Annotated in this window: 25 protein-coding genes; 9 read left to right on the top strand and 16 right to left on the bottom strand. The window is 34.6% G+C overall.

Features of this window, described 5'->3' with window-relative positions; genetic code table 11:
- Positions 1-6 precede the first annotated feature (6 nt).
- Complete coding sequence (locus tag ACZ446_RS04165) at positions 7-345, bottom strand: phenylpyruvate tautomerase MIF-related protein (RefSeq protein ID WP_464393879.1); 339 nt, start codon at positions 343-345, stop codon at positions 7-9.
- 34 nt (positions 346-379) lie between these two features.
- A complete protein-coding gene (locus ACZ446_RS04160) occupies positions 380-1,132 on the bottom strand; it encodes a hypothetical protein (RefSeq protein ID WP_464393878.1) in 753 nt (250 codons plus the stop codon).
- A gap of 209 nt (positions 1,133-1,341) precedes the next feature.
- Between ACZ446_RS04160 and htpX the strand changes: the two genes are divergently transcribed.
- Entirely contained in the window at positions 1,342-2,178 is an 837-nt protein-coding gene (gene htpX / locus ACZ446_RS04155) for a zinc metalloprotease HtpX (protein WP_464393877.1), read from the top strand.
- Between the two features lie 80 nt (positions 2,179-2,258).
- Here htpX and ACZ446_RS04150 read toward each other — a convergent pair whose 3' ends face one another.
- Positions 2,259-2,543: an ATP-binding protein gene (locus ACZ446_RS04150; protein ID WP_464393876.1), complete on the bottom strand. Its 285-nt coding sequence runs from the start codon at positions 2,541-2,543 to the stop codon at positions 2,259-2,261.
- An 88-nt stretch (positions 2,544-2,631) separates the two neighbouring features.
- Positions 2,632-4,122: a TrkH family potassium uptake protein gene (locus ACZ446_RS04145; RefSeq protein WP_464393875.1), complete on the bottom strand. Its 1,491-nt coding sequence runs from the start codon at positions 4,120-4,122 to the stop codon at positions 2,632-2,634.
- Between the two features lie 236 nt (positions 4,123-4,358).
- Between ACZ446_RS04145 and ACZ446_RS04140 the strand changes: the two genes are divergently transcribed.
- Positions 4,359-4,796, top strand: coding sequence for a Dps family protein (locus tag ACZ446_RS04140; RefSeq protein ID WP_464393874.1), 438 nt, complete (start codon positions 4,359-4,361; stop codon positions 4,794-4,796).
- 90 nt (positions 4,797-4,886) lie between these two features.
- On the opposite strand, the gene ACZ446_RS04135 is transcribed toward ACZ446_RS04140, so the two are convergent.
- From ACZ446_RS04135 to ACZ446_RS04085, 11 genes are all read right to left on the bottom strand, one after another.
- Positions 4,887-5,429: a hypothetical protein gene (locus ACZ446_RS04135; protein WP_464393873.1), complete on the bottom strand. Its 543-nt coding sequence runs from the start codon at positions 5,427-5,429 to the stop codon at positions 4,887-4,889.
- A gap of 103 nt (positions 5,430-5,532) precedes the next feature.
- The gene (locus ACZ446_RS04130) at positions 5,533-5,808 is read right to left on the bottom strand and encodes a metal-sensitive transcriptional regulator (protein ID WP_089656057.1); all 276 of its coding nucleotides are present in this window, start codon (positions 5,806-5,808) and stop codon (positions 5,533-5,535) included.
- Positions 5,809-5,862: 54 nt separating this feature from the next.
- Positions 5,863-8,349, bottom strand: coding sequence for a heavy metal translocating P-type ATPase (locus ACZ446_RS04125; protein WP_464393872.1), 2,487 nt, complete (start codon positions 8,347-8,349; stop codon positions 5,863-5,865).
- A gap of 72 nt (positions 8,350-8,421) precedes the next feature.
- A complete protein-coding gene (locus tag ACZ446_RS04120; RefSeq protein WP_464393871.1) occupies positions 8,422-8,550 on the bottom strand; it encodes an LDCC motif putative metal-binding protein in 129 nt (42 codons plus the stop codon).
- A 184-nt stretch (positions 8,551-8,734) separates the two neighbouring features.
- Positions 8,735-8,944, bottom strand: a complete 210-nt coding sequence (locus ACZ446_RS04115; RefSeq protein ID WP_464393870.1) for a heavy-metal-associated domain-containing protein — start codon at positions 8,942-8,944, stop codon at positions 8,735-8,737.
- 82 nt (positions 8,945-9,026) lie between these two features.
- Complete coding sequence (locus tag ACZ446_RS04110) at positions 9,027-9,674, bottom strand: class I SAM-dependent methyltransferase (RefSeq protein ID WP_464393869.1); 648 nt, start codon at positions 9,672-9,674, stop codon at positions 9,027-9,029.
- A 137-nt stretch (positions 9,675-9,811) separates the two neighbouring features.
- Positions 9,812-10,453: a Crp/Fnr family transcriptional regulator gene (locus tag ACZ446_RS04105; RefSeq protein WP_464393868.1), complete on the bottom strand. Its 642-nt coding sequence runs from the start codon at positions 10,451-10,453 to the stop codon at positions 9,812-9,814.
- 121 nt (positions 10,454-10,574) lie between these two features.
- The gene (locus ACZ446_RS04100; protein WP_464393867.1) at positions 10,575-10,790 is read right to left on the bottom strand and encodes a cation transporter; all 216 of its coding nucleotides are present in this window, start codon (positions 10,788-10,790) and stop codon (positions 10,575-10,577) included.
- 66 nt (positions 10,791-10,856) lie between these two features.
- Positions 10,857-12,701 carry a heavy metal translocating P-type ATPase gene (locus ACZ446_RS04095; RefSeq protein ID WP_464393866.1) on the bottom strand — a complete coding sequence of 615 codons (1,845 nt, stop codon included), beginning with the start codon at positions 12,699-12,701 and terminating at the stop codon, positions 10,857-10,859.
- A 200-nt stretch (positions 12,702-12,901) separates the two neighbouring features.
- Complete coding sequence (locus ACZ446_RS04090; RefSeq protein ID WP_464393865.1) at positions 12,902-14,836, bottom strand: copper-translocating P-type ATPase; 1,935 nt, start codon at positions 14,834-14,836, stop codon at positions 12,902-12,904.
- Between the two features lie 78 nt (positions 14,837-14,914).
- On the bottom strand, positions 14,915-15,364 hold the full coding sequence (locus ACZ446_RS04085) for an RrF2 family transcriptional regulator (RefSeq protein ID WP_290766597.1): 450 nt from the start codon (positions 15,362-15,364) through the stop codon (positions 14,915-14,917).
- Between the two features lie 191 nt (positions 15,365-15,555).
- On the opposite strand from ACZ446_RS04085, the gene ACZ446_RS04080 reads away from it, so the two are divergent.
- The 4 genes from ACZ446_RS04080 (at position 15,556) to cysK (ending at position 19,124) form a co-directional block, all read left to right on the top strand.
- Positions 15,556-16,347 (top strand): ABC transporter ATP-binding protein, encoded by a 792-nt coding sequence (locus ACZ446_RS04080; RefSeq protein WP_464393864.1) that lies wholly within the window; start codon positions 15,556-15,558, stop codon positions 16,345-16,347.
- Positions 16,328-17,086 carry an ABC transporter permease gene (locus ACZ446_RS04075; RefSeq protein WP_464393863.1) on the top strand — a complete coding sequence of 253 codons (759 nt, stop codon included), beginning with the start codon at positions 16,328-16,330 and terminating at the stop codon, positions 17,084-17,086. Before ACZ446_RS04080 ends, ACZ446_RS04075 begins: the two co-directional genes overlap by 20 nt.
- Positions 17,087-17,110: 24 nt before the next feature.
- Positions 17,111-18,118, top strand: a complete 1,008-nt coding sequence (locus ACZ446_RS04070) for an aliphatic sulfonate ABC transporter substrate-binding protein (RefSeq protein ID WP_464393862.1) — start codon at positions 17,111-17,113, stop codon at positions 18,116-18,118.
- A gap of 88 nt (positions 18,119-18,206) precedes the next feature.
- Positions 18,207-19,124 (top strand): cysteine synthase A, encoded by a 918-nt coding sequence (cysK, locus tag ACZ446_RS04065; protein ID WP_464393861.1) that lies wholly within the window; start codon positions 18,207-18,209, stop codon positions 19,122-19,124.
- Between the two features lie 26 nt (positions 19,125-19,150).
- On the opposite strand, the gene ACZ446_RS04060 is transcribed toward cysK, so the two are convergent.
- Positions 19,151-19,312, bottom strand: coding sequence for a hypothetical protein (locus ACZ446_RS04060; RefSeq protein WP_464393860.1), 162 nt, complete (start codon positions 19,310-19,312; stop codon positions 19,151-19,153).
- Between the two features lie 50 nt (positions 19,313-19,362).
- On the opposite strand from ACZ446_RS04060, the gene ACZ446_RS04055 reads away from it, so the two are divergent.
- From ACZ446_RS04055 to ACZ446_RS04045, 3 genes are all read left to right on the top strand, one after another.
- Entirely contained in the window at positions 19,363-19,614 is a 252-nt protein-coding gene (locus tag ACZ446_RS04055) for a hypothetical protein (RefSeq protein WP_464393859.1), read from the top strand.
- Between the two features lie 327 nt (positions 19,615-19,941).
- Positions 19,942-21,201 (top strand): YeeE/YedE family protein, encoded by a 1,260-nt coding sequence (locus tag ACZ446_RS04050; protein WP_464393858.1) that lies wholly within the window; start codon positions 19,942-19,944, stop codon positions 21,199-21,201.
- An 81-nt stretch (positions 21,202-21,282) separates the two neighbouring features.
- On the top strand, positions 21,283-22,980 hold the full coding sequence (locus tag ACZ446_RS04045; protein ID WP_464393857.1) for an FAD-dependent oxidoreductase: 1,698 nt from the start codon (positions 21,283-21,285) through the stop codon (positions 22,978-22,980).
- Positions 22,981-23,247: the final 267 nt, after the last annotated feature.

The raw sequence follows: 23,247 nt of genomic DNA, 5'->3' as shown, positions 1-23,247 counted from the left end.
CTCAAACTAAAAGGTGCCTCCATCCCAGCCCCACATGGCACCTGGAGCATCCACAAATTCAATGTAGATTCTATCCTGATCAATTTCCAGTTCTTGTTCAAGAAATTTACAGATGAATTGAGAAAGTTCTTCAGTCATTGACTGCTTTAAACCAATACTTTTTACCTCAACAAAAGCTGTTTTTTCTGTACTGCCCCCAAAAGTCATCTTCAAATTAGCTGTCAAAGCTGTCATAATATAGGACTCTGGTTTACCAATCTGATCAGCCATCTCAGCTGATAATTTTTTTAATAATTTTTCCTCTTTTTCTACCTTCTGGTTGGTCTGAATCTTAATAAATGGCATTAAAATCATTCTCCTTTTTGTATTTGAAATAGCTCTATTTGCTTAAATTGCGAACTATCCCATATTTTCTTAAAACTATTAAATCCGCATCAATCCTGCCGCTTGTTTCTGGAGCATAATCTACATCGATCAGCTCAATAAACTCTGCTGTATAATCTTTTAATACCCCATTATATTTAACCCATTCGCTTCCCCTTTTTAGTTCTAAAATTACTCTTTCTCCTATATAATCCTCAAGCAGTGGTTCATAAGAAGTTTCTACCAGACCATAAAGATCATTTTTCATTTTGTTAACTTCTCTATCGTTACTGCTGATTGCTGCCCCAACTGGCGTTGTTTTAGAGAGGTGGCTGGTCATTAAATTAATAATTTCAATTACAGCATCTTTGATAATTTTAAAAAAATTGATCAGTGAACGTCTAATTTTGCGCCAGCGTGAAGGATGAAAAGTTTTCTTGAAATCTTCTTCTCTCAATTTTTTTCCTTCTGCAGTTAGATCTTTGTGATAACGAACAACTGCCTGAATATCTGGATATTCATTTTTATAAAGCAGAAAACTTAAAAATTTCAAATTCTGTTCATCCTGAATCATTTCTGGATAGTTAAATTTTAAACCTGAGCTTTTTAAATTCAATTCTCCTTTATATTGCTGACCATTTAAAAGTTCTATAGTGACGATATCATCTCTAAAATCTTTAAGGCATTTATCTTTTTTGATTTTTCTTAAAACAACTGCCAGCAGTGCTGAAAGAACAATAAATATAATTGTTATCGTTGTCGCATCCAAAATTTAACCTCCTTTAGCAAAACTTTTTATAGTAAGATAATTAAATCTAATATATTAATTTTCTTATTATAACAATATTTAAACAAAAACAGAAAAAATCCTCTATTTGAATGTCCTGATTTCTCATCAAATTCTAATTTGTATAAGGTATAATAATGCTGTAGAATTGAATTAGAAATAGAGATATTTTACTTTAAGGAGGAGATTTAATGCACCGTACAAAAACATTTTTATTAATGTTTACTTTAATAATTGTATTCATGTTCTTTGGAGGAATGATCGCCGGTGAGGATGGAATTGTAATGGCCTTTATTTTTGCCCTTGCAATAAACTTTATCAGTTACTGGAATAGTGACAAGTTGGCAATTAAAATGACTAAATCAAGGCCTTTAAATGAAAATGAAGCACCAGAAATTTATCAAATAGTAAGGAAGCTCACGAAAAATGCTGAGCTGCCAATGCCAAAAATTTATTTAACTCCAACAAATCAGCCAAATGCTTTTGCAACAGGAAGAAATCCAGAACACGCTGCAGTTGCAGTTACTCAGGGATTAATTCGCTTATTAAATGAAGATGAATTAGAAGGGGTTATTGCCCATGAGCTGGCCCACGTTAAAAATAGAGATACTTTAATCAGCACTATGGCAGCAGTAATGGCTGGAGCACTTGCCTTTTTGGCCAGAATGGGAAGATTTAGAATGATCTTTGGCGGCCGACGCAATAATAATGGAGCTGGGGCCATACTGCAGCTAGTTGCTATTATTTTTGCACCTCTCGCAGCTATTTTAATCAAAATGGCAATTTCCCGCTCAAGAGAATATATTGCTGATGAAACTGGTGGAAAAATTTCTGGTAACCCTGAGGGTTTAGCTAGTGCTTTAGAAAAAATGGAACGATACAGTCTGCAGGGACAGCCAATGCAGGTAAATGAAGCTGCAGCTCATATGTTCATTTTAAACCCACTTTCTAGTGAAGGTATGGCAAAGTTATTTAGCTCACACCCTCCAACAGAAGAAAGAATCAAAAAACTGCGCCAGTTAAAATAAACCAGCACAGTCTTTTAATAAAATATTAATTAAGAGTCAGAAGTTCTCTATGTAAGTGGATAATTTCTGGCTTTTTTTAATTATTCAAACCAGTGATTTACATCATAACGGCCGCTGAAAAAACAGCCTGCGTTTGGTGCTATTTCATTATCTAATTCAGCCTGAGATAATTTTCGTCTTTGAATAGTTATCGCTTCTCTTGGACATTTTTTGATACAGTTAATAAAAGAACCACAAAATGATTCAGCAGCCAGTACTGCCTTACCACTTTTAATTTTTATTCCACCCTTAGTACAGGGAGTTATACATTTCCCACATCCATTGCATTTACTTTGATCAATAGTAATATATTTTTTTAACTGCATGATCTTCTCCTTTATTTTAATTATTTAATTATATTATATGAGAAATTTTTCTTTAATGATGTGATGTTTATCACACAACTACAGTTATTTAAGATTTCCAGGCCCTAGGATTAAGTAAAATGATTAGAGGTATTATTTCTAATCTGCCGGCAATCATACCAATAATACTCACAATTTTAGTTACTGGTGATGCAGCTGCCAGCTGTTCTGTTGTAATAAAAGATGGGCCAATATTACCTAAGGCTGAAAACATTGTTGTAAACGATTCCCAGGCAGTTAAGTTAGAAAAAAGAGCTATTATTATTCCTCCTACTGCAATTAAAAATAACCAAAAAGCAAAAATACCACTTAACTTAAACACTTCATCTTTATCTAAAATTTGTTTATCAACTGTAACTGGTAAAACAGAATGAGCTGGATAGTAAATCTTTTTAATATCTCGTTTAAAAAGTCCTGCCAATATTTTAACCCGCATAACTTTTATTCCGCCAGAAGTTGAACCTACACTACCACCAATTAACATTAAAACTAAGAATAACATTTTGGCGGCTGCTGGAAAAAAGCTGGAAGCTATATTTTCCGTGCTAAAACCAGTTGTGGTTAAAATTGCTGTAAGCTGAAAAAGACTTTTTCTAAATATTTCTTCAGCTGAACTAGCAGCTGCTGTATTTAAAATGATAATCACAGCTGAAAGTATGACGGCCGAATAAAGTATAATTTTAGTATACGTTCTAAGCTCCCCATTATCTAAAACGCTTTTATAATTTCCGGTAAATAATCTATAATGAAGCAAAAAATTAACCCCACCTAAAAACATAAAAAAAGTAATAACATATTCAATTGCTATGTAGTTCTGATAGCCATTAAGAGCAAAATAAGCAATACTCTGATCATAATGTGAAAAGCCACCTGTTGAAATTGTAGTAAAACTGTGGGTTAGTGCATCAAATAATGATAAACCCAAAAATTTAAGTAAAATTGTTTCAGCCAAAATGAAAAAAATATAAATCATCCATAGAATTTTAACAGTTCTAAAGATATTGGGTACCGGATGAGATACATTAAATTTATGTCCCTCAGCACTAAAAAATTGCCAGGCCTCTCCTCCAGCTCTGGTTGAAATTAATAAGAAAAAAGTTAAAATTCCAAGGCCACCTAAAAACTGCATTAAGCTGCGCCAAAAAATTATTGACTTAGGCATAAAATTAAGACCTGTAAATACTGTCAAACCAGCAGAAGTAAAGCCGGCAGTTGATTCAAAAAAAGCATCAATAAAACTCTTATCGATCCCAATAATAAAGGGGAAAGCTCCAAATAAAGATATTATAATCCAGCTTAAAGCACACAAAAGCATGGCAGTTGTTAAATTAATTTTTAAATTCTTCTTATTAGTTAAAGACCTAAAAACAAATGCTGTTAAAAGAGAAAATAATAATGAAAAATAATAACCTTTGTATAGTTGATTACCTTCGACATATATTAATGATAAAATTAATGGAATAGTTAAAATTGGAGCTAGTATAAATAAAAGATAACTTAAATAATATAAAATTGTATTAAGTCTCGTTGATTTTATCATCTGCCTCCCCCTATCTCTTATTTTAATTATACTATTAGAAATTTAAAACAGCAAACCCTGCTATTTTAAAGAAAAACTCCTTTTATTTTTGTAAACTATTTTACAATTTTTAAATCTACAAAATTAGACAAAATATTACCTTGACAAAACTACCTAAATAGAATATCATGTTAAGTGTAGAGAAAATGATAATAGTAATCATTACTAATAATTAAAATTAACAGGAGGAATTCAAAATGAAAAATTACGAAAAAATGAACACTTATTTAGCAAACTTAGCGGTATTAAACACAAAGTTACACAACTTACATTGGAATGTAGAAGGTAAGCAGTTTATGCAGGTTCACAACTTTACTGAAGAACTTTATGATAATTTCTTTGAAAAATATGATGAAGTTGCAGAAATCATGAAGATGAAAGGTGAATTTCCATTAGTGAAGCTAAATGATTATGCTGAAGCTGCAACTATTGAAGAATTAGATTCTAAAAAGTATGGTGTAGATGAAGTATTAAATGTAGTTCAGGCTGATCTAAAAGAAATGAAAAAATTAGCTACAGAAATCAGAAACGAGGCTGATGAAGCTGGTGACTTCGAAGTTGTTGGGGCCTTTGAAGATCATGTAGCTGGCTACAGCCAAAACATCTGGTTCTTAAGAGCTATTTTAGCTAAGTAAAATAATTGAAAATAAAATCATCAAAGCCAGGGTATATACCCTGGCTTTTTCTATGTGTTTGACTTATAAAACTTTTAACTTAAGCTATAATTAGTTTCTAACTTCTATGACTCCACTAACTTCACTATCATCAGTTATTTCCGCTGAATCCTGATATTCTTCATTAGTAAAATAAATATTACCTTCGACAGCTGCATCATAAAGTGTAAATCCATCTGCCTCAACAATAATATCTCCTACAAAAGTTCCAGCCTGGAAACGAGTATTAGGACTTTTAATAACCATCTCAGGAGCTGTTATAGTATATCTATCTGTAATATTTCGCTGATCATCCTGAGCATATGCTGCAATTTTTCTGTAGAGATCATTTTCAGAATCTCCACCATCATAGAATTCTCCTTCAACTGTTATTGCTTCTTCAAAAGTTAAATCATTTAAAGTTGCGACAAGCCAATAACCGTCAGCACTTACTGCATTAACAAATGCTTCTTCATCTGCAACAATTGAGGCTGTGGTTACAGTATCAGCAGTTTCAGTTTCCTGAGCTACTTCTTGTTCCCCAGCTCCAGAGCATGCTGCCAGTATAAAAATTGACAAAACAGCAATTAAAGCTAAAATTACCTTCCTCTTCATTTTGATAATCCTCCTTTGTAATGCCATAGACAAACTAAAGATTTATCTTTTATTCATAATCTTATATAATGCTTTGAGTTCAAATTTAAGATCTTCATTTAACTTAATCAGTAAACTTAGCCAGTACATCCATTAGCTCATCAATAATTTCATCGCCCTCTTCATTTTTTACCGCTCTCTGAACACAACCGTGAACATGTTTATCAAGAATCTTAAGCCCAACTTTTTTGAGTCCACCCTGAACAGCATTTATCTGATGCAGAATATCAACACAATATTTTTCTTCATCTACCATTCGCTGCAGTCCACGAACCTGACCTTCTATTCTTCTTAAACGAGTTATTAACTCTTTTTTATCCAGATCACATAAGGAATTCATTACATCACTCCTCTCTCTTTTACATTATATCATATTTGAAAACATATTTTAATTTTATTTATAGTCAGCCTGAACATTTTCTCTTCTTAAAAGGTTAGCGTTTGTAACAACACTTATTGAACTTGTAGCCATTGCCATCTCAGCAATTACAGGATGTAACAATCCTAAAATTGCTACCGGAATAGCAATCAAATTATAAAAGAAAGCCCAGAATAAATTCTGTTTGATCTTCTTAAAGGTTGCTCGTGAAAGTTTAACTGCTGTAATTACGGAGGACAAATCTCCTCTAACAAGTGTTATATCTGAAGACTCAATTGCAATATCAGTACCTGTACCAATTGCAATACCGACATTAGCCTGAGTTAAGGCTGGCGCATCATTTATTCCATCACCAACCATTGCGATAACTCCGAATTTAGACTGCAGTTCTTTAACTTTATCTACCTTACCATCTGGAAGAACTTCTGCTACTACATGGTCTATTCCTACTTCTCTGGCTATAGCTTCAGCGGTTCTTTGATTATCTCCAGTGATCATTGCTGTCTTAAGTCCCAACTTTTTCAGTTCAGCAATTGCTTTAACTGAATCTTCTTTTAGAGCATCTGCTACGGCAACAATCCCAAGCATCTTACCATCGGCTGCAGCTAACATTGCAGTTTTGGCCTCATTTTCCAGCCTTTTTAGTTCTGCTTCAAAATCAGCTGTATATATACCTGCTTCTTCCATTAATTTTCTGCTGCCGACCAGTACTTCTTTTCCGTCAACTTCTGCTTTAACTCCTTTGCCTGTAACCGAGTTAAATTTGCTGATTTCCTTAATATCAATTTCTCTATCTTTAGCTCCTCGGACTATTGCCTCTCCTAAAGGATGTTCAGATCCAGCTTCTACACTTGCTGCCAGCTGCAGAAGTTCATCTTCTGTACTATTTTCAGCTGCAGTTAGATCTGTTACTTCAGGCTTACCCTTAGTTATAGTTCCAGTTTTATCAAAAACAATTGTGTGCACATCTTTCATTGTCTGGATTGCTTCTCCTTTACGGATTAGAACTCCATTTTCAGCTCCAATTCCGCTTCCTACCATTAATGCAGTTGGAGTTGCAAGCCCTAAAGCACAGGGACAGGCAATTACCAGTACAGCAATTGTTGCAAAAATTGCCAGAGTAAAGGTTCCTAGAGTTGGATCAACCCAGGGTAAAAAGCTCTGTGCCCAGAAACCAACTTCTCTTAATGACTCAGGAAAAATCAACCATAATATAAAAGTTGAAACTGCTATAATCAAGACAGTTGGCACAAAGATTCCAGTTATTTTATCAGCAAATTCCTGAATGGGAACTTTTGTTCCCTGAGCTTCTTCGACCATTTTTACTACCTGTGATAGGAATGTATCTTTACCAACCTTTGTAGCTTTAACCTTTATCAATCCATTTTGATTAACTGTTGCTCCAATTACTTCATCGCCTTCTTTTCTTTCAACAGGCATTGATTCTCCAGTTGCCATTGATTCATCTACAGTAGTTTTACCTTCAACAATCTCGCCATCTGTTGGAATTTTCTCTCCCGGTTTAACCAGCATAATATCTCCGGGCTGCACATCTTCAATAGAAATTTCTTTTTCTTGCCCGTTTTCAATGATTGTTGCTGTCTTAGCTCCCAGTTCCAGCAGTTTTCGAATAGCCTGTGAAGCTCTACCTTTGGCTGTTTCTTCAATATAACGTCCTGTTAGGTGAAAAGCCATAATCATAGCTGAAACTCCGGCATAATTAGCAATCGGAGTAAAAAATACAGCCGGACCGGTTACAAAAGCAGCTCCAGTACCCATTGCAATTAAAACATCCATATTGGCACTACCGTGGCTGACTGCTCTATAGGCAGTGATAAAAGTTTTGCGTCCGAAAACAAAAAGTGGAGGAATTGCTAAAACAATCATTCCTAAATTAAAAATCTGCATATTAGGCCAGGCAATACCAAAGAACATTTCTGGAATCATCCAGAGCATAATTGGGATTGTAAAGGCCCAAGTTCCCCACATCTTCTTTTTGGCTTCTTTTACCTTTTTCATGTCATCACTAAGTTCATCTTCAGTACTCTCACCGCTTTTCTCTACCTCTTCATCTTCAAAACGACTTAATTCATAACCAGAATTCTTTACAATCTCACGAAAATCATTTTTACTTAAAATTTCCGGGTTATACTCTACTGTCCCTTTTTCTGTAGCTATATTTACATTGGCTTCATAAACACCTTCACTTTTGTTTAAAGCTTTTTCTACAGCTGCCGAACAGCTGGCACAAGTCATTCCATCTATTTCAAAACTTAACTTTTCTTTTTCCTCTTTAACACCATAACCTGTGTTCTTAACTACTTCAACCAATTTTTCTCGGCTGCTTTGATTAGGATTAAATGTTATATAAGCTTTTTCAGCAGCAAAATTGACCTGAGCTTCACTGACACCATCAGCCTTTTTTAATCCTTTTTCTACTGCCTGAGCACAGCTTGCACAGCTCATATCTGTTATCTTTAAAGTAATTTTCTTTTCTGCCATTATCGTGCACCTCCATAATTAGATACAATTATTTTTATTTAAGTCTTTTGTATTTAAAAATTAATCTATAAATTACTTCCCATTTTCTTTTTTAGTTTTTCCATCTCCACAGCAGTCCGGTACATCATCCCCATACTGCTTTTCATTAGCCGAAGCCAGTTTATCAACAAATTTCTTCCACCAGCTTTGAGATTGAGCCATTATATACACCTCGTTTATAGTTTATTTAAATAAATTTATGGATCAAAAAAATTGATAATATTCTAGTACTAATTAATTATCCTTTTAATAGTTGGATCAAATCCTGATTTAGCTTCCAGATAAGAATTTAATGATTTATAAAATATACCCCTACAGTGTATATTTTAATTAAAATTTTTTAAATTTAGACAGTTTTTATATAATCATAGCCAGCTTCTTCAACCGCTGCTTTAAATTCAGATTCTGCTACTTCTTTTTCTAATTCTACAACTGCCTCACCTTTATCAGCATCAGCTGCTGCAGAAACAACACCATCAATTTTTTCTAATTCCTCTTTAGTATGCATTTCACAATGTGAACAGGACATTCCTTCTATGATAATTGTTTTTTTCATATTTTAACATCTCCTTTATACATTATACATGTAGGGGGTATAAATAATAATAGCATTCCTTATTTCTTTTGTCAAGTTTAAATCATTTTTTGAGTTCAATTTCTTTTATAATATCAGACATTAAATCATTTACTTCAACCATTTTAAGATCTGCTTTTTCAATATTTTCTATTGTTCTGCGGTTAATGTTAGCACCCCAGGTGTAGAGGCTGACCCAGTTAAACCAGTCCATAAATTTTCCTACCAGTTCATTCCGACTCCGCATATGCTCCAGCATCAAGATTCGTCCATCTTCTTTTAAAACTCTTTTTAACTCACTTAATCCCTTAACAGGATCTGGAACCGAGCAGAAAACACAGCTGGTGACAATCAAATCAAAGTAATTATCTTCAAAATTCAGATCCTGAATGTCCATTTCAATTAGATTTACCCTTTTATTATATTTATCAGCTTTTTTCTCTGCTTCTTTAATCATTCTGGGGCTAAAATCTATGGCAAAGATTTCAATATCATCCGGGTAGTACTCAATATTTTTACCACTTCCAACTCCAGCTTCCAGTAATCTAAGGTGATCATTATTTGCATTGAGTTGACTAATTCTATCATTTACTTTCTGCCAGAGCTTCTGGCGCCAATCTCCCATTTTCCCTTTTTCCATCAGATATTCAAGAGAATCATAAACTGGAGCAACACGATTATATCTTTTTTTAATCTCATTATTTTTACTCATTTTAAAACTCCTCATTAAAATACTATATACCCCTATTTAGTATCTTAAGCATAGTATAACACTCAGGATTAAAACTGTCAAAAAAAGATGCTTATCCCGACAGGAAAAAGCATCTTAAAAATTTTGCAATATCTAATTTAATCATTTTTTATTAAAATCTTTTTTTGTCCCTGGATTGAAATAATACCTTCCTGCTGTAATTCAGATAATTTTCTACTTAATGTTTCCTGAGTTGTTCCAATCAGATTTGCTAGGCCATCACGACTTAAGGGTAACTCAACTAAAACACCGTTTTTCCTATTAATTCCACTCTCCTTAGCCAGCTCCAGCAGCAGACGCATTGTTTTTTCCTTTGCATCTTCAAGAGCTAGAGACTGCAGCTTGTTTTCTGTTTTATTTAAGCGGCTGGTAATTGCTGACAGGATTTTATAGGAAAGTTCTGAAGATGATTTAATTAAATTTTCCAGTTTGTCTTTAGGAAGAAAGCAGATAGTACAGTCACTGACAGCTTCTGCACTACTGCTTAACTTTTCTTTTTTAAATAATACCAGCTCTCCAAAAAAATCTCCCTCTTTTAATAATCTTAAGATATACTGGTTTCCTGCTTCATTACTGCGATATAATTTAACCAGACCGGACTCAATAATATAAATATTTTTCCCAACTTCTCCTTCCAGATAGATCAATTCACCTTTTTTAAATTCTTTCTGTTTAACCAGATTATTTAATTTAGTTATTTTCTCCTGCTCCAGATCAGAAAAAATTGGTACTTTTCTCACACATGCCTCATGCTCACAGTTTTCCATACTATCACCCTTTAATATTAATTAGTTACCTGCTTTCTCCATTTATTATAATTTTTAATTATATTTTAGACAGAAAACAGATACCCTTTATTTATTATTTAGTCCCTTCTACCTTATATCCTGTTTTTGCTACTGCTTTTTTTAAACCTGATACTTCTATTTTTTCTGGATCGTATTCTACATTAGCTTTACTGGTTGTATAATGAACATCAGCTTTTTTGACTCCTTCAGTTTTATTTAAAACCTTTTCTACCTTATTTGCACAGTCAGGACAGCTCAGTTCTTCTAAATAAAGTTTAATTTTTTCCATTTTTTCCGACCTCCAAATTTTATTATTTACTTAGTTTTAAAAAATATTTAAACTAAAATTATTTGTTTACGCTACATCATATCTCAGTAAACGCATAGCATTAAAGATTACAATTAAGACACTTAACTCATGAACCAGCATTCCAGAAGCCAAAAATACTTTCTGACCTAAAACCCCTGCCAATAAGGCAAAAACTACCAGAACAGCAAATACTACATTTTGTTTTATATTTCTATTTGCTGCTTTGCTGAGACCAATTGCATATGGAAGTTTATCTAAATTATCTGCCATAAGAGTAATATCTGCTGTATCTATAGCAGCATCTGTACCGGCTGCCCCCATTGCAATTCCAATATCGGCTGTTACCAGAGAAGGTGTGTCATTTATTCCATCTCCTACCATTGCTACTTTATAACCTTCTTTTTGATATTCCTCTACTGCCTTTACTTTATCTTCAGGTAATAATTCTGCTTTATAACCATCAAGATTTAGTTCTTCAGCAACAGATTCTGCGATTCTCTCATTATCTCCAGTTAACATTACTACTTTTTTGATGCCAACCTGCTTTAGTTTTTTCACAATCTGATAGGCGTTTTCTCTGGGGCGATCAGCAATAGAAATTAGAGCTACAATTTTCTCATCTTCTGCTACAACTACAACTGTCTTACCCATTTTTTCTAATTCATTCTTATTTTTTTCAATTTTTTCTGGAATTTCAATTCCCTGCTCGTTAAACAATCTACTGTTTCCAATCACAATTTCTCTGCCATCGATTCTGGCACTTACACCTTTACCGGTATGAGTTTCAAAACTTACTGGAGAATTGATTTCAGCTTCCAGTGTCTTTTCTGCTTTCTTTTTGATGGCCCGGGCCAGATGATGCTCAGAATTAAATTCTGCAGCTGCAGCCAGCCCTAACACTTCCGTTTCGCTTTTATTATAAGTTATGATCTGATCAACTTCTGCTTCTCCTTTACTTAAGGTTCCAGTTTTATCAAAAGCAAGCATATCAATTTCACCTGATTTTTCTAAATACTCACCTCCCTTGATCAGAATTCCATTTTTAGCACCATTACCAATTCCTGCTACAATGGAAATTGGAGTTGAAATAACCAGTGCTCCCGGACATCCGATTACCAGTAAAGTTAGAGAAAGCCGGATGCTGCCGCTGAAAAAATAGGAAATCACTGAAAGTAGAATAATACCAGGAGTGTAGTACTTAGAAAAGCGCTCCATTAACTTTTGAGTGGGAGCTTTTTCTTCTTGAGCTTCCTCCACCAATTCTATAATCCTGCCAAAAGTAGTATCATCTCCAACTTTTTCAGTCTTTATTTCCAGATAGCCATTCTGATTAATGGTTCCACTAAACACTTCATCTCCTTTTTCTTTACGAACCGGTACTGATTCACCTGTAATGGCCGCCTGGTTAACTTCACTCTTACCTTTAATTACTGTACCATCAACCGGAATTTTTTCTCCTGGTCTAACAATTACTTTTTCTTCAATTTCTACTTCTTCGGCAGCAATCTCCTTTTCTTTACCATCTCTAATCACTGTCGCCAGATTAGGAGCCAGATCCATTAAATCTCTGATTGCATTTCTGGCCTTAGCTGTTGTTCTGCTTTCTAAGTAAGAGCCAAAGGCAAAGAGAAAGGTAACCGCCGCAGCCTCCCAGTACTCTCCGATAATTACTGCCCCTAGTGCAGCAATTGTCACCAGTAAATTAATACTGATCACCTTCATCTTTAAAGTATTATAGGCACTAATTGCCACCTGATAACCTGCTACAACTGCTGCTGCCACCATTGCTGTATTAAATATTAGTGGATCAAAGTTCAAAAAATTACTTAACCAGCCTAATCCGATTAATATTCCTGATATAATAACGATTTTTGATTTCTTTTTCATCATAACCAACCTCCCTGATTACCTTGTACCACCAGTATAACTATTTATTAAAGAGACAGCTATGATATAAATCATTTTTTGCAAAAAAAACCTCAGCCAGCTTCAAAATACAAGTTTTTGAAGTTACCTGAGGTAATAATCTATTAATATTAAATTCTTATTATTAGCTTTTTCTGAAAACAATTTATCAGTTAGAACAGAATTTAAAACTTTAACATCTTAGCATTAATTGCTACTATAACCGTACTCATTGACATTAAGACAGCTCCAACAGCAGGAGAAATCATAATACCAAAACCTGCCAGAACTCCTGCAGCTAGTGGAATTGCAAAGGCATTATAGCCGGTGGCCCAGAAAAGATTCTGCAGCATCTTTTTAAATGTCAAACTACCAAAATCAATCAGCTTTAGTACATCCATGGGATCACTTTCAACTAGAATTATATCTGCTGTTTCGGCGGCAACATCTGTCCCGGATCCAATGGCAATCCCAATATCTGCTTTGGCAAGTGCAGGTGCATCATTTACTCCATCACCAGTCATCGCAACAAAGTCACCCTCTGCCTGCAGCTCCTCTACTTTTTGCTGCTTCTGGTCAGGTAAAACTTCAGCAAAAAAGTCAGTTAAGCCTAGCTCATTACTTACATATTCTGCAGTTTTTTGATTATCTCCGGTCAGCATCTTAACTTTGATGCCTTTATCCTTAAGTTTCTGAACAGTCTCATAAGAACTTTCTCTAATCTGATCGGCCAGTCTAATCATTCCAATTAAATTATCCGCTTCTAAGACAAATACTTCTGTAAATGGACCTTCTTTTAAAGCATCCTCAGGTATTTCTATTTCATTATTTTCCAGATAACCGGGAGAAACAGCTTTCAGATCAGTACCATTAATCTTTCCAATTACACCTTTACCTTTCATAATTTCAAAATCATCAACTTTCAGCAGTTCAACTTGATCAGCCTCAGCTTTTTTTACTATTCCATTTGCAATTGGATGTTCTGATTCCTGTTCTAAAGAGGCTGCTTTCTGCAGAATATCCTGCTTATTGTATTCATCAGAAAAAGTTTCTACTGCCTCAACTCCAAATTCACCTTCAGTTAAGGTTCCAGTTTTATCAAATAACACCGTATCAATCTTGCGGGCATTCTCAAAAGCTGTTCGGTTGCGGATTAAAAGACCATTTTTCGCAGATAAAGTTGTTGAAACTGCAACTACCAGTGGAATTGCAAGTCCAAGAGCATGAGGACAGGTAATAACCATAACTGTTGCCATTCTTTCAATCGCAAAAGCTAGATCGCCAGTGATATAAAACCAGCTGCCAAAAGTTATAGTACCTGCAGTAATAGCAATCAAGGTCAGCCAGAAAGCTGCTCGGTCGGCAAAGTTTTGAGTTTTTGACTTTGCTGCCTGAGATTCCTTTACCATCTCTATAACCTGAGATAAATAACTTTCATCTCCTGCTTTTTCTATTTTAATCTTGATTGAACTATCTCCATTAACCGAACCACCAATTACTTCATCTTCTTCTTTTCTTTCTACAGGTTCTGACTCCCCTGTTAACATTGATTCATCTATATAAGAATTTCCTTCATAAATTACACCATCAGCAGGAATCTTTTCTCCAGGTTTGACAAGAACCTGATCGCCTTCTTTAAGCTCTTTTATTTTAACTTCCTTTACCTCTCCATCGACAATTTTATGAGCCTGATCAGGCATCAACTTAGCTAGTTCTTCTAGCGCTTGAGAGGCTCCCATAACTGAACGCATTTCAATCCAGTGTCCTAAAAGCATAATTACGATTAAAGTTGCCAGTTCCCAGAAGAAGAATCTACCTTCCAGACCAAAAACAACTGCTGAACTGTAAAAATAAGCAACAGAAATTGCCAGGGCAATTAAAGTCATCATACCTGGATTTTTATCACTTAACTCATCTTTGAGGCCTGTTAAAAAGGGCCAACCACCATAAAAGAATATTATTGTAGACAGGATAAACATTAAATAATTACTACCTGCAAATTCAAATGTATAACCAAAAAAGCTCTGAATCATAGGTGAAAGCACTAAAATTGGAACTGTTATCAATAAAGATATTTTAAAACGTTTTTTAAAATCCTCCAGCATTTTCTGATGATCCATTTTAATACCTCCTCAGTTTACTATACCCCTGTAATGTATCTTAATCATAGTATAACACTCGGAATTAATTGAGTCAAATTATATATAATACATATGCCCTTCTCCTTTTTCTTTTTGAACTTCCACAACACGCTGACTTAAATCAGCAAGGGTAATTGATTCCATTAACTTCTGCATCCTGGATTCTAGCTTCAGCCAGACCTCCTGAGCTACAGATTGAAAAACAGCTTCCTCACTATTTTCATTTTCAATCTGAATTTCTGGAGCTATTTTACCCTCTAAAATTTTCAAAATATCAGCCATGCTTATTTCCTCAGGTGCTCTATTTAACAAATAACCACCATGAGCACCCCTAACACTTCTGATTAAGCCATCCTTTTTTAAAACTGCAAAAATTTGTTCTAAATATCTTTCTGATATATTCTGTCTTTCTGATATTTCACGCAGTGAAACCGCTCCAGAATTCGCATTTACTGCCAGATCTATTAAAGCCCTAACACCATATCTTCCTTGAGTTGAAATTTCCATTTTTATAAACACCTCTTAAATTAGTATAAAAGAAATAATCAGACTTTTATGTAAATTATTTTACTAATAAAATTTTACTACAGCAGGAAATCAAAAGCAAATTGGCCTTGACAAATTGAAGTTCCCTATATATAATTTAGACAGCATACATGTTAATTCCTATAGACTTACCGTAGATTAGGAGTGAGAAAATGAATTTACTTAATATTAAAGATCTTAATAAGAATTTCAAACAGGAAAATGGAAATCAGTTGGAAGTTTTAAAGGATATTAATCTAAGAATTAAAGATAAAGAATTTATTAGTTTTATTGGTCCCTCAGGCTGTGGCAAATCGACTCTCTTAAATATTTTAGCAGGTCTAATCCCTGCTTCTTCCGGGCAGGTAATGCTCAAAAATAAAATGATCGAGCATCCAGGAAATGATAGAGTTATGGTCTTTCAGGAAGCTGCTTTATTTCCCTGGCTTACAGTTATAGAAAATGTCCTTTTTGGACTTAAAATCAAAAAAATTGGTAAAGAAAAAGCATACCAAAAAGCTTTAAAACATTTAGAAGCAGTCCAGCTTAAAGATTTTAAGGACTCTTATCCCCACCAACTTTCTGGAGGAATGAAACAGCGAGTAGCAATTACCAGAGCACTTGTATTAGATCCAGAAATTCTATTAATGGATGAGCCATTTGGAGCTTTAGATGAACAGACAAGATTAATGCTCCATCAGCAGCTAATAAAGCTCTGGCAGGATACAGAAAAAACTATTGTCTTTGTCACTCATAATATTAGAGAAGCTGTTAAACTTTCTGACCGCATTATTGTTTTTGGCAGCAAGCCGGGAAGAATTATTGAAGAGTTTAAAATTACTATTCCTCAACCACGAGATAGGGAAAATCCTTCTTTAATCAGAATAGAAAATAAAATTTTAGATTTACTAAAAAAAGAAATCGGAATACAGGGTGAAAAAAATTATGAAAAAATTGCTACCTAAATCAATTTTTATTTTATTTATTCTGGCAATCTGGCAGTTTTTATTTCAGTTAAATATCTGGCCTAATTTTCTCTTTCCTTCTCCTGTAATGGTCTTAACAACTTTAATTGAAGGTTTTAGAGATGGGACATTTATTTTTGCAATTACAGCAAGTTTTAAAAGACTACTGATAGGTTACAGTATTTCTCTTCTCTTTGGTCTGATGCTGGGCGTTCTAATTGCCAGTTTCCAGCTGATTGAAGATACAATTGGACCTTATATACTCGCCCTGCAGAGTGTACCAAGTGTGGTCTGGCTTCCACTGGCTCTACTCTGGTTTTCAATGGGAGAAAAAGCAATTATTTTTGTAGTAGTTCTTGGTGGTACCTGGAATATGGTAATTAACGCCAGTACAGGTATCAAAAATGTTCAGCCTGTTTTAATTAAGGCCGCTAAAACAATGGGAGTTAATAAGATTCAACTTTTCTGGAAGGTAATTCTACCGGCAGCTGTTCCTCATTTAATAACCGGAATGCGTCTTTCCTGGGCTTTTTCCTGGCGGGCTTTAATGGCCGGAGAACTAATTGGAAGTGGTGATGGTCTCGGACAGATTTTAATGTGGGGTAGAGATATGGGTAATATGAGTTTGGTAATTACAGTTATTTTACTCATTGGATCAATTGGTTATCTGACAGACAATTTTTTATTTAAAAAGTTAGAAACAGTAGTCCTCAACCGCTGGGGGCTAAACAGCAAATAATTTTTGAAAAGGAGAATTCAAATTATGAAAAAAAAGAATCTAAAATTTAGCATTTTAATCCTAACAGTACTTAGTTTATTAATTATTACAGCCGCCGGAACGGGGGCAGCAGCTTCTGAGATTAAAGAAATAACTATCGGATACTTCCCCAATATCACTCATGCACCGGCAATAGTTGGAGTTAGTGAAAATATATTTATAGACCAGTTAAATGGTATCAAGGTCAACACCAGAATTTTTCCTAACGGGTCTCTTTTTATGGATGCTCTGGCTACAAATCAAATTGATCTCGGCTATGTGGGACCCGGGCCAGCAATTAACCGCTATCTGCAGGGGGCAGATGTAAAAGCCCTGGCCAGTGCAAGTACCGGTGGAACAGTTTTAGTTACCCGCAGTGATTTTGAATATAATTCTGTAACAGATTTAAAAGATAAAATTATTGCAACTCCTGCCCTTGGCTGTACTCATGACCTGCTTTTTAGACAGTTAATTAAAGATCACAACTTAAATACAAATCGCCGGGGAGGAAGTATTGACCACCGGGCTCAAAAGCCAGCAACAATGGTTGGTCTATTTGCTACCAATCAGCTTGATGCTGCAGTTGTTTCTGAGCCCTGGGCTGCAAGAATGGAAGCAGATCTTAATTCTAAAGTAGTTGTTGACTGGGATCAGATGCCCTGGGATGGTAAGCTTCCTGCCACCTTAGTTGTATCAAGCAGTGAGTTTATCAATAATAATGCAGAATTAATTGATAACTTTCTTCAGGCACACCAGAAAACAGTTGAATATATAAATAATAATCCAGTTCAGAGCAGCAAAATTATTCAGCAGCAGATCAAAGAGATAACCCGACAGGAATTATCTCAGGAAATAATTGAACGTTCTATGCAGAGAACCAATATCACTTCTGCACTTGATAGTTCTGTAGTCCAAAAACTGGCCGATCTTTCTGCAGAACTTGGCTTTATTAAAGGAGACTCTGATTTAAACGGATTTATAGATATCTCATATTTAAATAGAGTCATCCAATAAATTATTTGTTATTAATACCTTATTTTGAGATAATAGATTTGTAACAAGACTTTGGATAAATAATCTTAATATGTTAGGAAGGATAAAAATGAAAGTAGTTAATAATATAACAGAATTAATTGGTGAAACACCGGTTGTTAAATTACAAAAACTTACTAATAAAAATGATGCGGATGTTTATGTTAAATTAGAGTATTTTAATCCCAGCGGCAGTGTAAAGGATCGTCCTGCTTTAAATATGGTAGAGGAAGCCGAAAAAACCGGAAAACTTAATAATGGAGGGACAATAATAGAACCTACCAGCGGCAATACCGGGATTGGACTGGCAATGATTGCTGCTGCAAGAGGTTATAGATGTATTATAATTATGCCTGATAGTGCTTCTCAGGAAAGAATAAATATCTTAAAGGCCTATGGGGCTGAGGTAGTACTTACTCCTGCTCAAAAAATGATGCAGGGAGCAATTGACAGAGCACATGAACTAAAAAAGAAAATAAAAAATTCTTTTATCCCTAATCAATTTGAAAACCCGGCAAATCCTGCTGTCCACCAGAGAACAACTGCTTTAGAAATATTAGAGCAAATGAATGGTCAGCTGGATGCCTTTATAGCCTCAGCTGGTACAGGTGGAACGATTTCTGGCACCGGAAATAAACTAAAAGAAAAATTGCCCGAATTAAAAATATACACTGTTGAATCAGAAAACTCTCCTGTTCTAGCTGGAGGACAACCAGGTCCACATAAAATACCCGGTACAGGACCAGGTTTCATCCCCCAAACACTCGACAGTTCTGTTTATGATAAAATCTATCATATTTCTGACCAGGAAGTAATAGAAACCACCAGAAAACTGGCAGCTGAGGAAGGCCTTTTGCTTGGCCCTTCTTCTGGTGCAGCAGTTTGGACAGCTCTAAAAGTAGCTAAAGATTTAGGACCGGGAAAAAAGGTTCTTGCTATTGCTGCAGACACTGGTCAGAGATATCTTGGCGGAGAATTTTTCAGTTAAATATATACTAAATTACAGGGCCTCAATTAAGAGGCCTTAGTTGCTCTTCTTTTGGAAGTCTTTTCCCGTTCACTAGCTGTTGAAACCTTAGCAGCTTTACGCAGCCTTGATGCATAAAAGTTAATAAATCCTGCCAGAATTATCGCTGCCCCTCCAAAAACACTGAAGTAATACTGCAAATATTCCAAGTGCAAAAAGAGCTAAAACTTCCTGCAGATCTGGAACAACAAATTTCCCTGTGAAAAGAAAAGGTAAGGTTGCCAGGGTTGAAGTGGTACAGAATGCAAGTACAATAGTCTCTGATGATTTACTTTTTCTTAAGTGTCTTAAAAGGGTATATGATATACCAGATAATATTCCCGCACTCAATGCAATTAAAGCAGGTATCATCTCATCGCCAAAACTTGGTTTGATTACAAATAAAGCTCCAATAACTGCAAAAGATAGAGAAAAAAGCTGGGTCTTTTTGATCTTTTCATTTAAAATATAAGCCTCTATACTGGCTAATCCACCCTTTATTTCAGCTATGAATTTATTTACTAATTTAGAATTAGTTTAACTCCTAATACTTTCTCTAAACATCTAACTTGTAATCCTAAAATCTTATATAAAATAAAGTTATCCAACATAAGATATTATTATTTTAGTATTAATAATAAATAGTATATAATTATTGTAGATGATTGTGAATAATATTATAAATAACTTTTAGATAAAATAAGCATTACAGTTTAGAATATACATAGTTTTTTGCACTTATTTGCGAATTTTAGAACAAAGTTATTTAATAATCAAAAATATGAGGAGGAATTTTTTTATGAAAAATTTTGAAAAAATAATAGGATTTATAGCTATAATTATAGTTCTTGCAGCAGCTAAATTCTGGTTGAAAACAGATCTTTTATTTTTTAGATTATTAGCCGGTGCAGGGTTTGGCTATGCTTTGGCACGAGCTTATACTGGATTTGCTGGAAGTGTAAATAGAGCTTACAGGACTGGATCTACAAAATTAATGCGGACTTTGATGTTTATGTTCTTTATCACAGCCGCTTTAATGACAGCATTTTTATTTGGTAAAGATCCTGCAAGTTATAATCTCTGGATTAAACCAATAAACATTGGACTAATGCTGGGTGGTTTTTTATTTGGATTTGGAATGTCTATTTCCGTCTGCTGTGCAAGTGGGGTGCTCACTGATTTACCTCAAGCTCTTCCGCGTGCTTTTACAACTTTGGTATTCTTTATGTTTGGTGTATTCATTGGTTTCCCAATTCAAAATACAGCTAGCTGGGTCCAGGATTCCTGGTTCAGTAGTTATATTGGCTACAGGACTATGGGAGGAGTATTCTTACCTGATTTATTCCAGGGAGATGGCTTTGAAGGTTACTTAGGTGGATTACTTGCACTTGGTGCACTCTGTCTTCTCTTTACTATATTATCTTACATGTATGAAAAACATAAGAAAAAAACTGGTGAGTACAGCGGTTTAGAGATTGAAAGAATTCAGGAAAATCTAGAACCAATGGATTTAAAGAATTTCAAACTATTTAGTGCGGACACATATTATCACTTATTTGAAAAACCCTGGACATTAAAGCAGGGAGGAATAGCCCTAGCAATTATTGTTACTATTCTAATGGGAGTAACTGGATATGGTTGGGGAGTTTCTCAACCTTATGGTATCTGGTTTGGGAAAATATTAATGCTATTTGGAGTTTCTGCCCAAAGTCTGTCCGAATTTACTAAACTGTCAGCTGAAACTTTTGCTACTCCATTTTTTGAACACCAAATTTCAGTTCAAAACTTTGGTATTCTAATTGGAGCAGTAATTTATCTTTTAACTGCAGGTAAGTTTATGGAGTTTTTCAATTCTGAACTTCATATCAGTAAAAAACAGGGGCTAATGTATGCTCTTGGAGGACTGTCAATGGGGTTTGGAACACGTCTTGCTCAGGGATGTAATGTTGGAGCCTTATACACACCAATTTCGAACTTCTCTCTTTCAGGCTGGGTTTTCCTTGTCTTTATGATTATTGGAGGAGTAATTAGTAATAAATTTAGTGAAAAAATATATTAAAGTAAGCAACATATTCTTTTAGTCATTTTTTAGTGGCCGAAAGAATGATTTATAATACAAAATTTACAGGAGGAATAGAATATGAGTAAAAAAGTTTTAATCGTTGGGGGAGTAGCTGGTGGTGCTGGTACAGCAGCTCGAGTTAGAAGACTTGATGAAGACGCAGAAGTTATTATGTTTGAGCGTGGTTCACATGTTTCATTTTCTAACTGTTCTTTACCTTATCATTTAAGTGGGATTGTTAGAGATTGTGATGACTTAGTTTTAATGTGTCCTTCTAAATTTGCGGAACAGTATAATATTGATGCTCGCGTTAACAGTGAAGTAACAAAAATTAATAGAGAAGAAAAAACAATTGAAGTTAAAAATTTAGAAACTGGTGAAACATATACTGAGGCATATGACAAATTAATGCTCTCTCCTGGTGCTAACCCAATTAAACCCGGCAGTATCAAAGGAGTCAACAATGATAATGTCTTTACTATCAGAAATGTTGATGATATTGATAAATTAAATAAATATGTCAAGAAAAATAAAATTGAAAATGTGGCAGTAATTGGTGCCGGTTATATTGGAGTTGAAATTGCTGAAAACTTTATCCACTCTGATAAAAATGTGGCTTTAGTTGAAGCATTGGATCAAGTTCTTAATCCATTTGATTTTGATATGGCTCAGATTATTCAAAAAGAACTTCATGATAATGGAGTTAATGTTGTTCTTTCAGACCCATTAACTGAAGTTAATGATGACCACGTTGTTTTAAAATCAGGTAAAAAATTAGATGCTGAAGCAGTAGTTTTAGCAATCGGAGTTAGTCCAGAAACTGAATTAGCTGAAGAGGCCGGTCTTAAAATTGGAGAAACAGGTGGAATTGAAGTTAACCACAACTATGTAACAAGTGACCCTGATATTTACGCTGTAGGAGATGTAATTGAAGTTTACTCTAAAATTGCACGTTCTAAAACAAGATTACCTCTTGCCGGACCAGCTCAGCGACAGGCTCGTGCTGCAGCAAACCATATGTATAATATTCCTAATAAAAATAATGGAGTTATTGGAACATCAGTAATTAGAGCTTTTGATTATAATGCAGCTGCAACTGGTTTAAATGAAAAACAACTAAAAGAAGCTGGTATTTCCTATGATTTTGTTTATGTAATTCCAACAGATAAAGTTGGATTAATGCCTGATGCTAATCCTTTACATTTTAAATTAATTTATGAAGTGCCAACCGGAAAAATCCTTGGAGCTCAGGCTGTTGGAAAAGGAAATGTTGATAAGAGAATCGATGTTATGGCTACCGCAATTTTGATGGATGCTACAGTAGAAGACTTAACAGAATCAGAGTTAGCTTATGCACCTCTATTCTCTACCCCAAGAAACGCTGTTAATCAGGCAAGTCTGGTTGCAACAAATATTATCAATAACCGCTATAACCAGGTACCTGTTACAAAGGTCAGAGAATTAGTGGAAAATGATGCTTTTATAGTTGATGTTCGTGAAAAAGAAGAATATGAAATGGGGCATTTAGTTAACTCAGTTAATATTCCTTTAAGTGAACTAAGAGAAAGGACAGATGAAATCCCTAAAGATCAACCTGTTTACTTACACTGCCGTTCTGGTCAGAGAAGCTATAATGCAGTTCTGGCACTACAGGGACGAGGTTTTGACAATGTAACAAATGTATCTGGTTCATTCTTAGGAATCTGCTGTTACGAATATTTCTTAGATCAAACTACTGATCGTGATAAAATTGTAACTGAGTATAACTTTGAGTAAAATTTTAGAATTACCGGTTACTTGAGTATATTTTCAATTGACCTGGTTTCAAATAGCTAAAATTTACAAGTTAAAATTTTAAAATTAATGAAACCCGGCAAATTAATCCAGGCACCCGGTATTCCATTTAGGCCATCAGGTATAAACTTGATGGTCTTTTTAATCATTTATTATAATTTTAAATTTCTTAAATTGTAATGTTAAATTGATAATTTAAAGTAAATATGATATCTTTGATTGTGTGATAGTTAACTTATGTTCAAAAAG

It is taken from the genome of Halanaerobium sehlinense (genome assembly GCF_055379485.1).
This window is presented reverse-complemented; position numbering and strand designations above follow the sequence as displayed.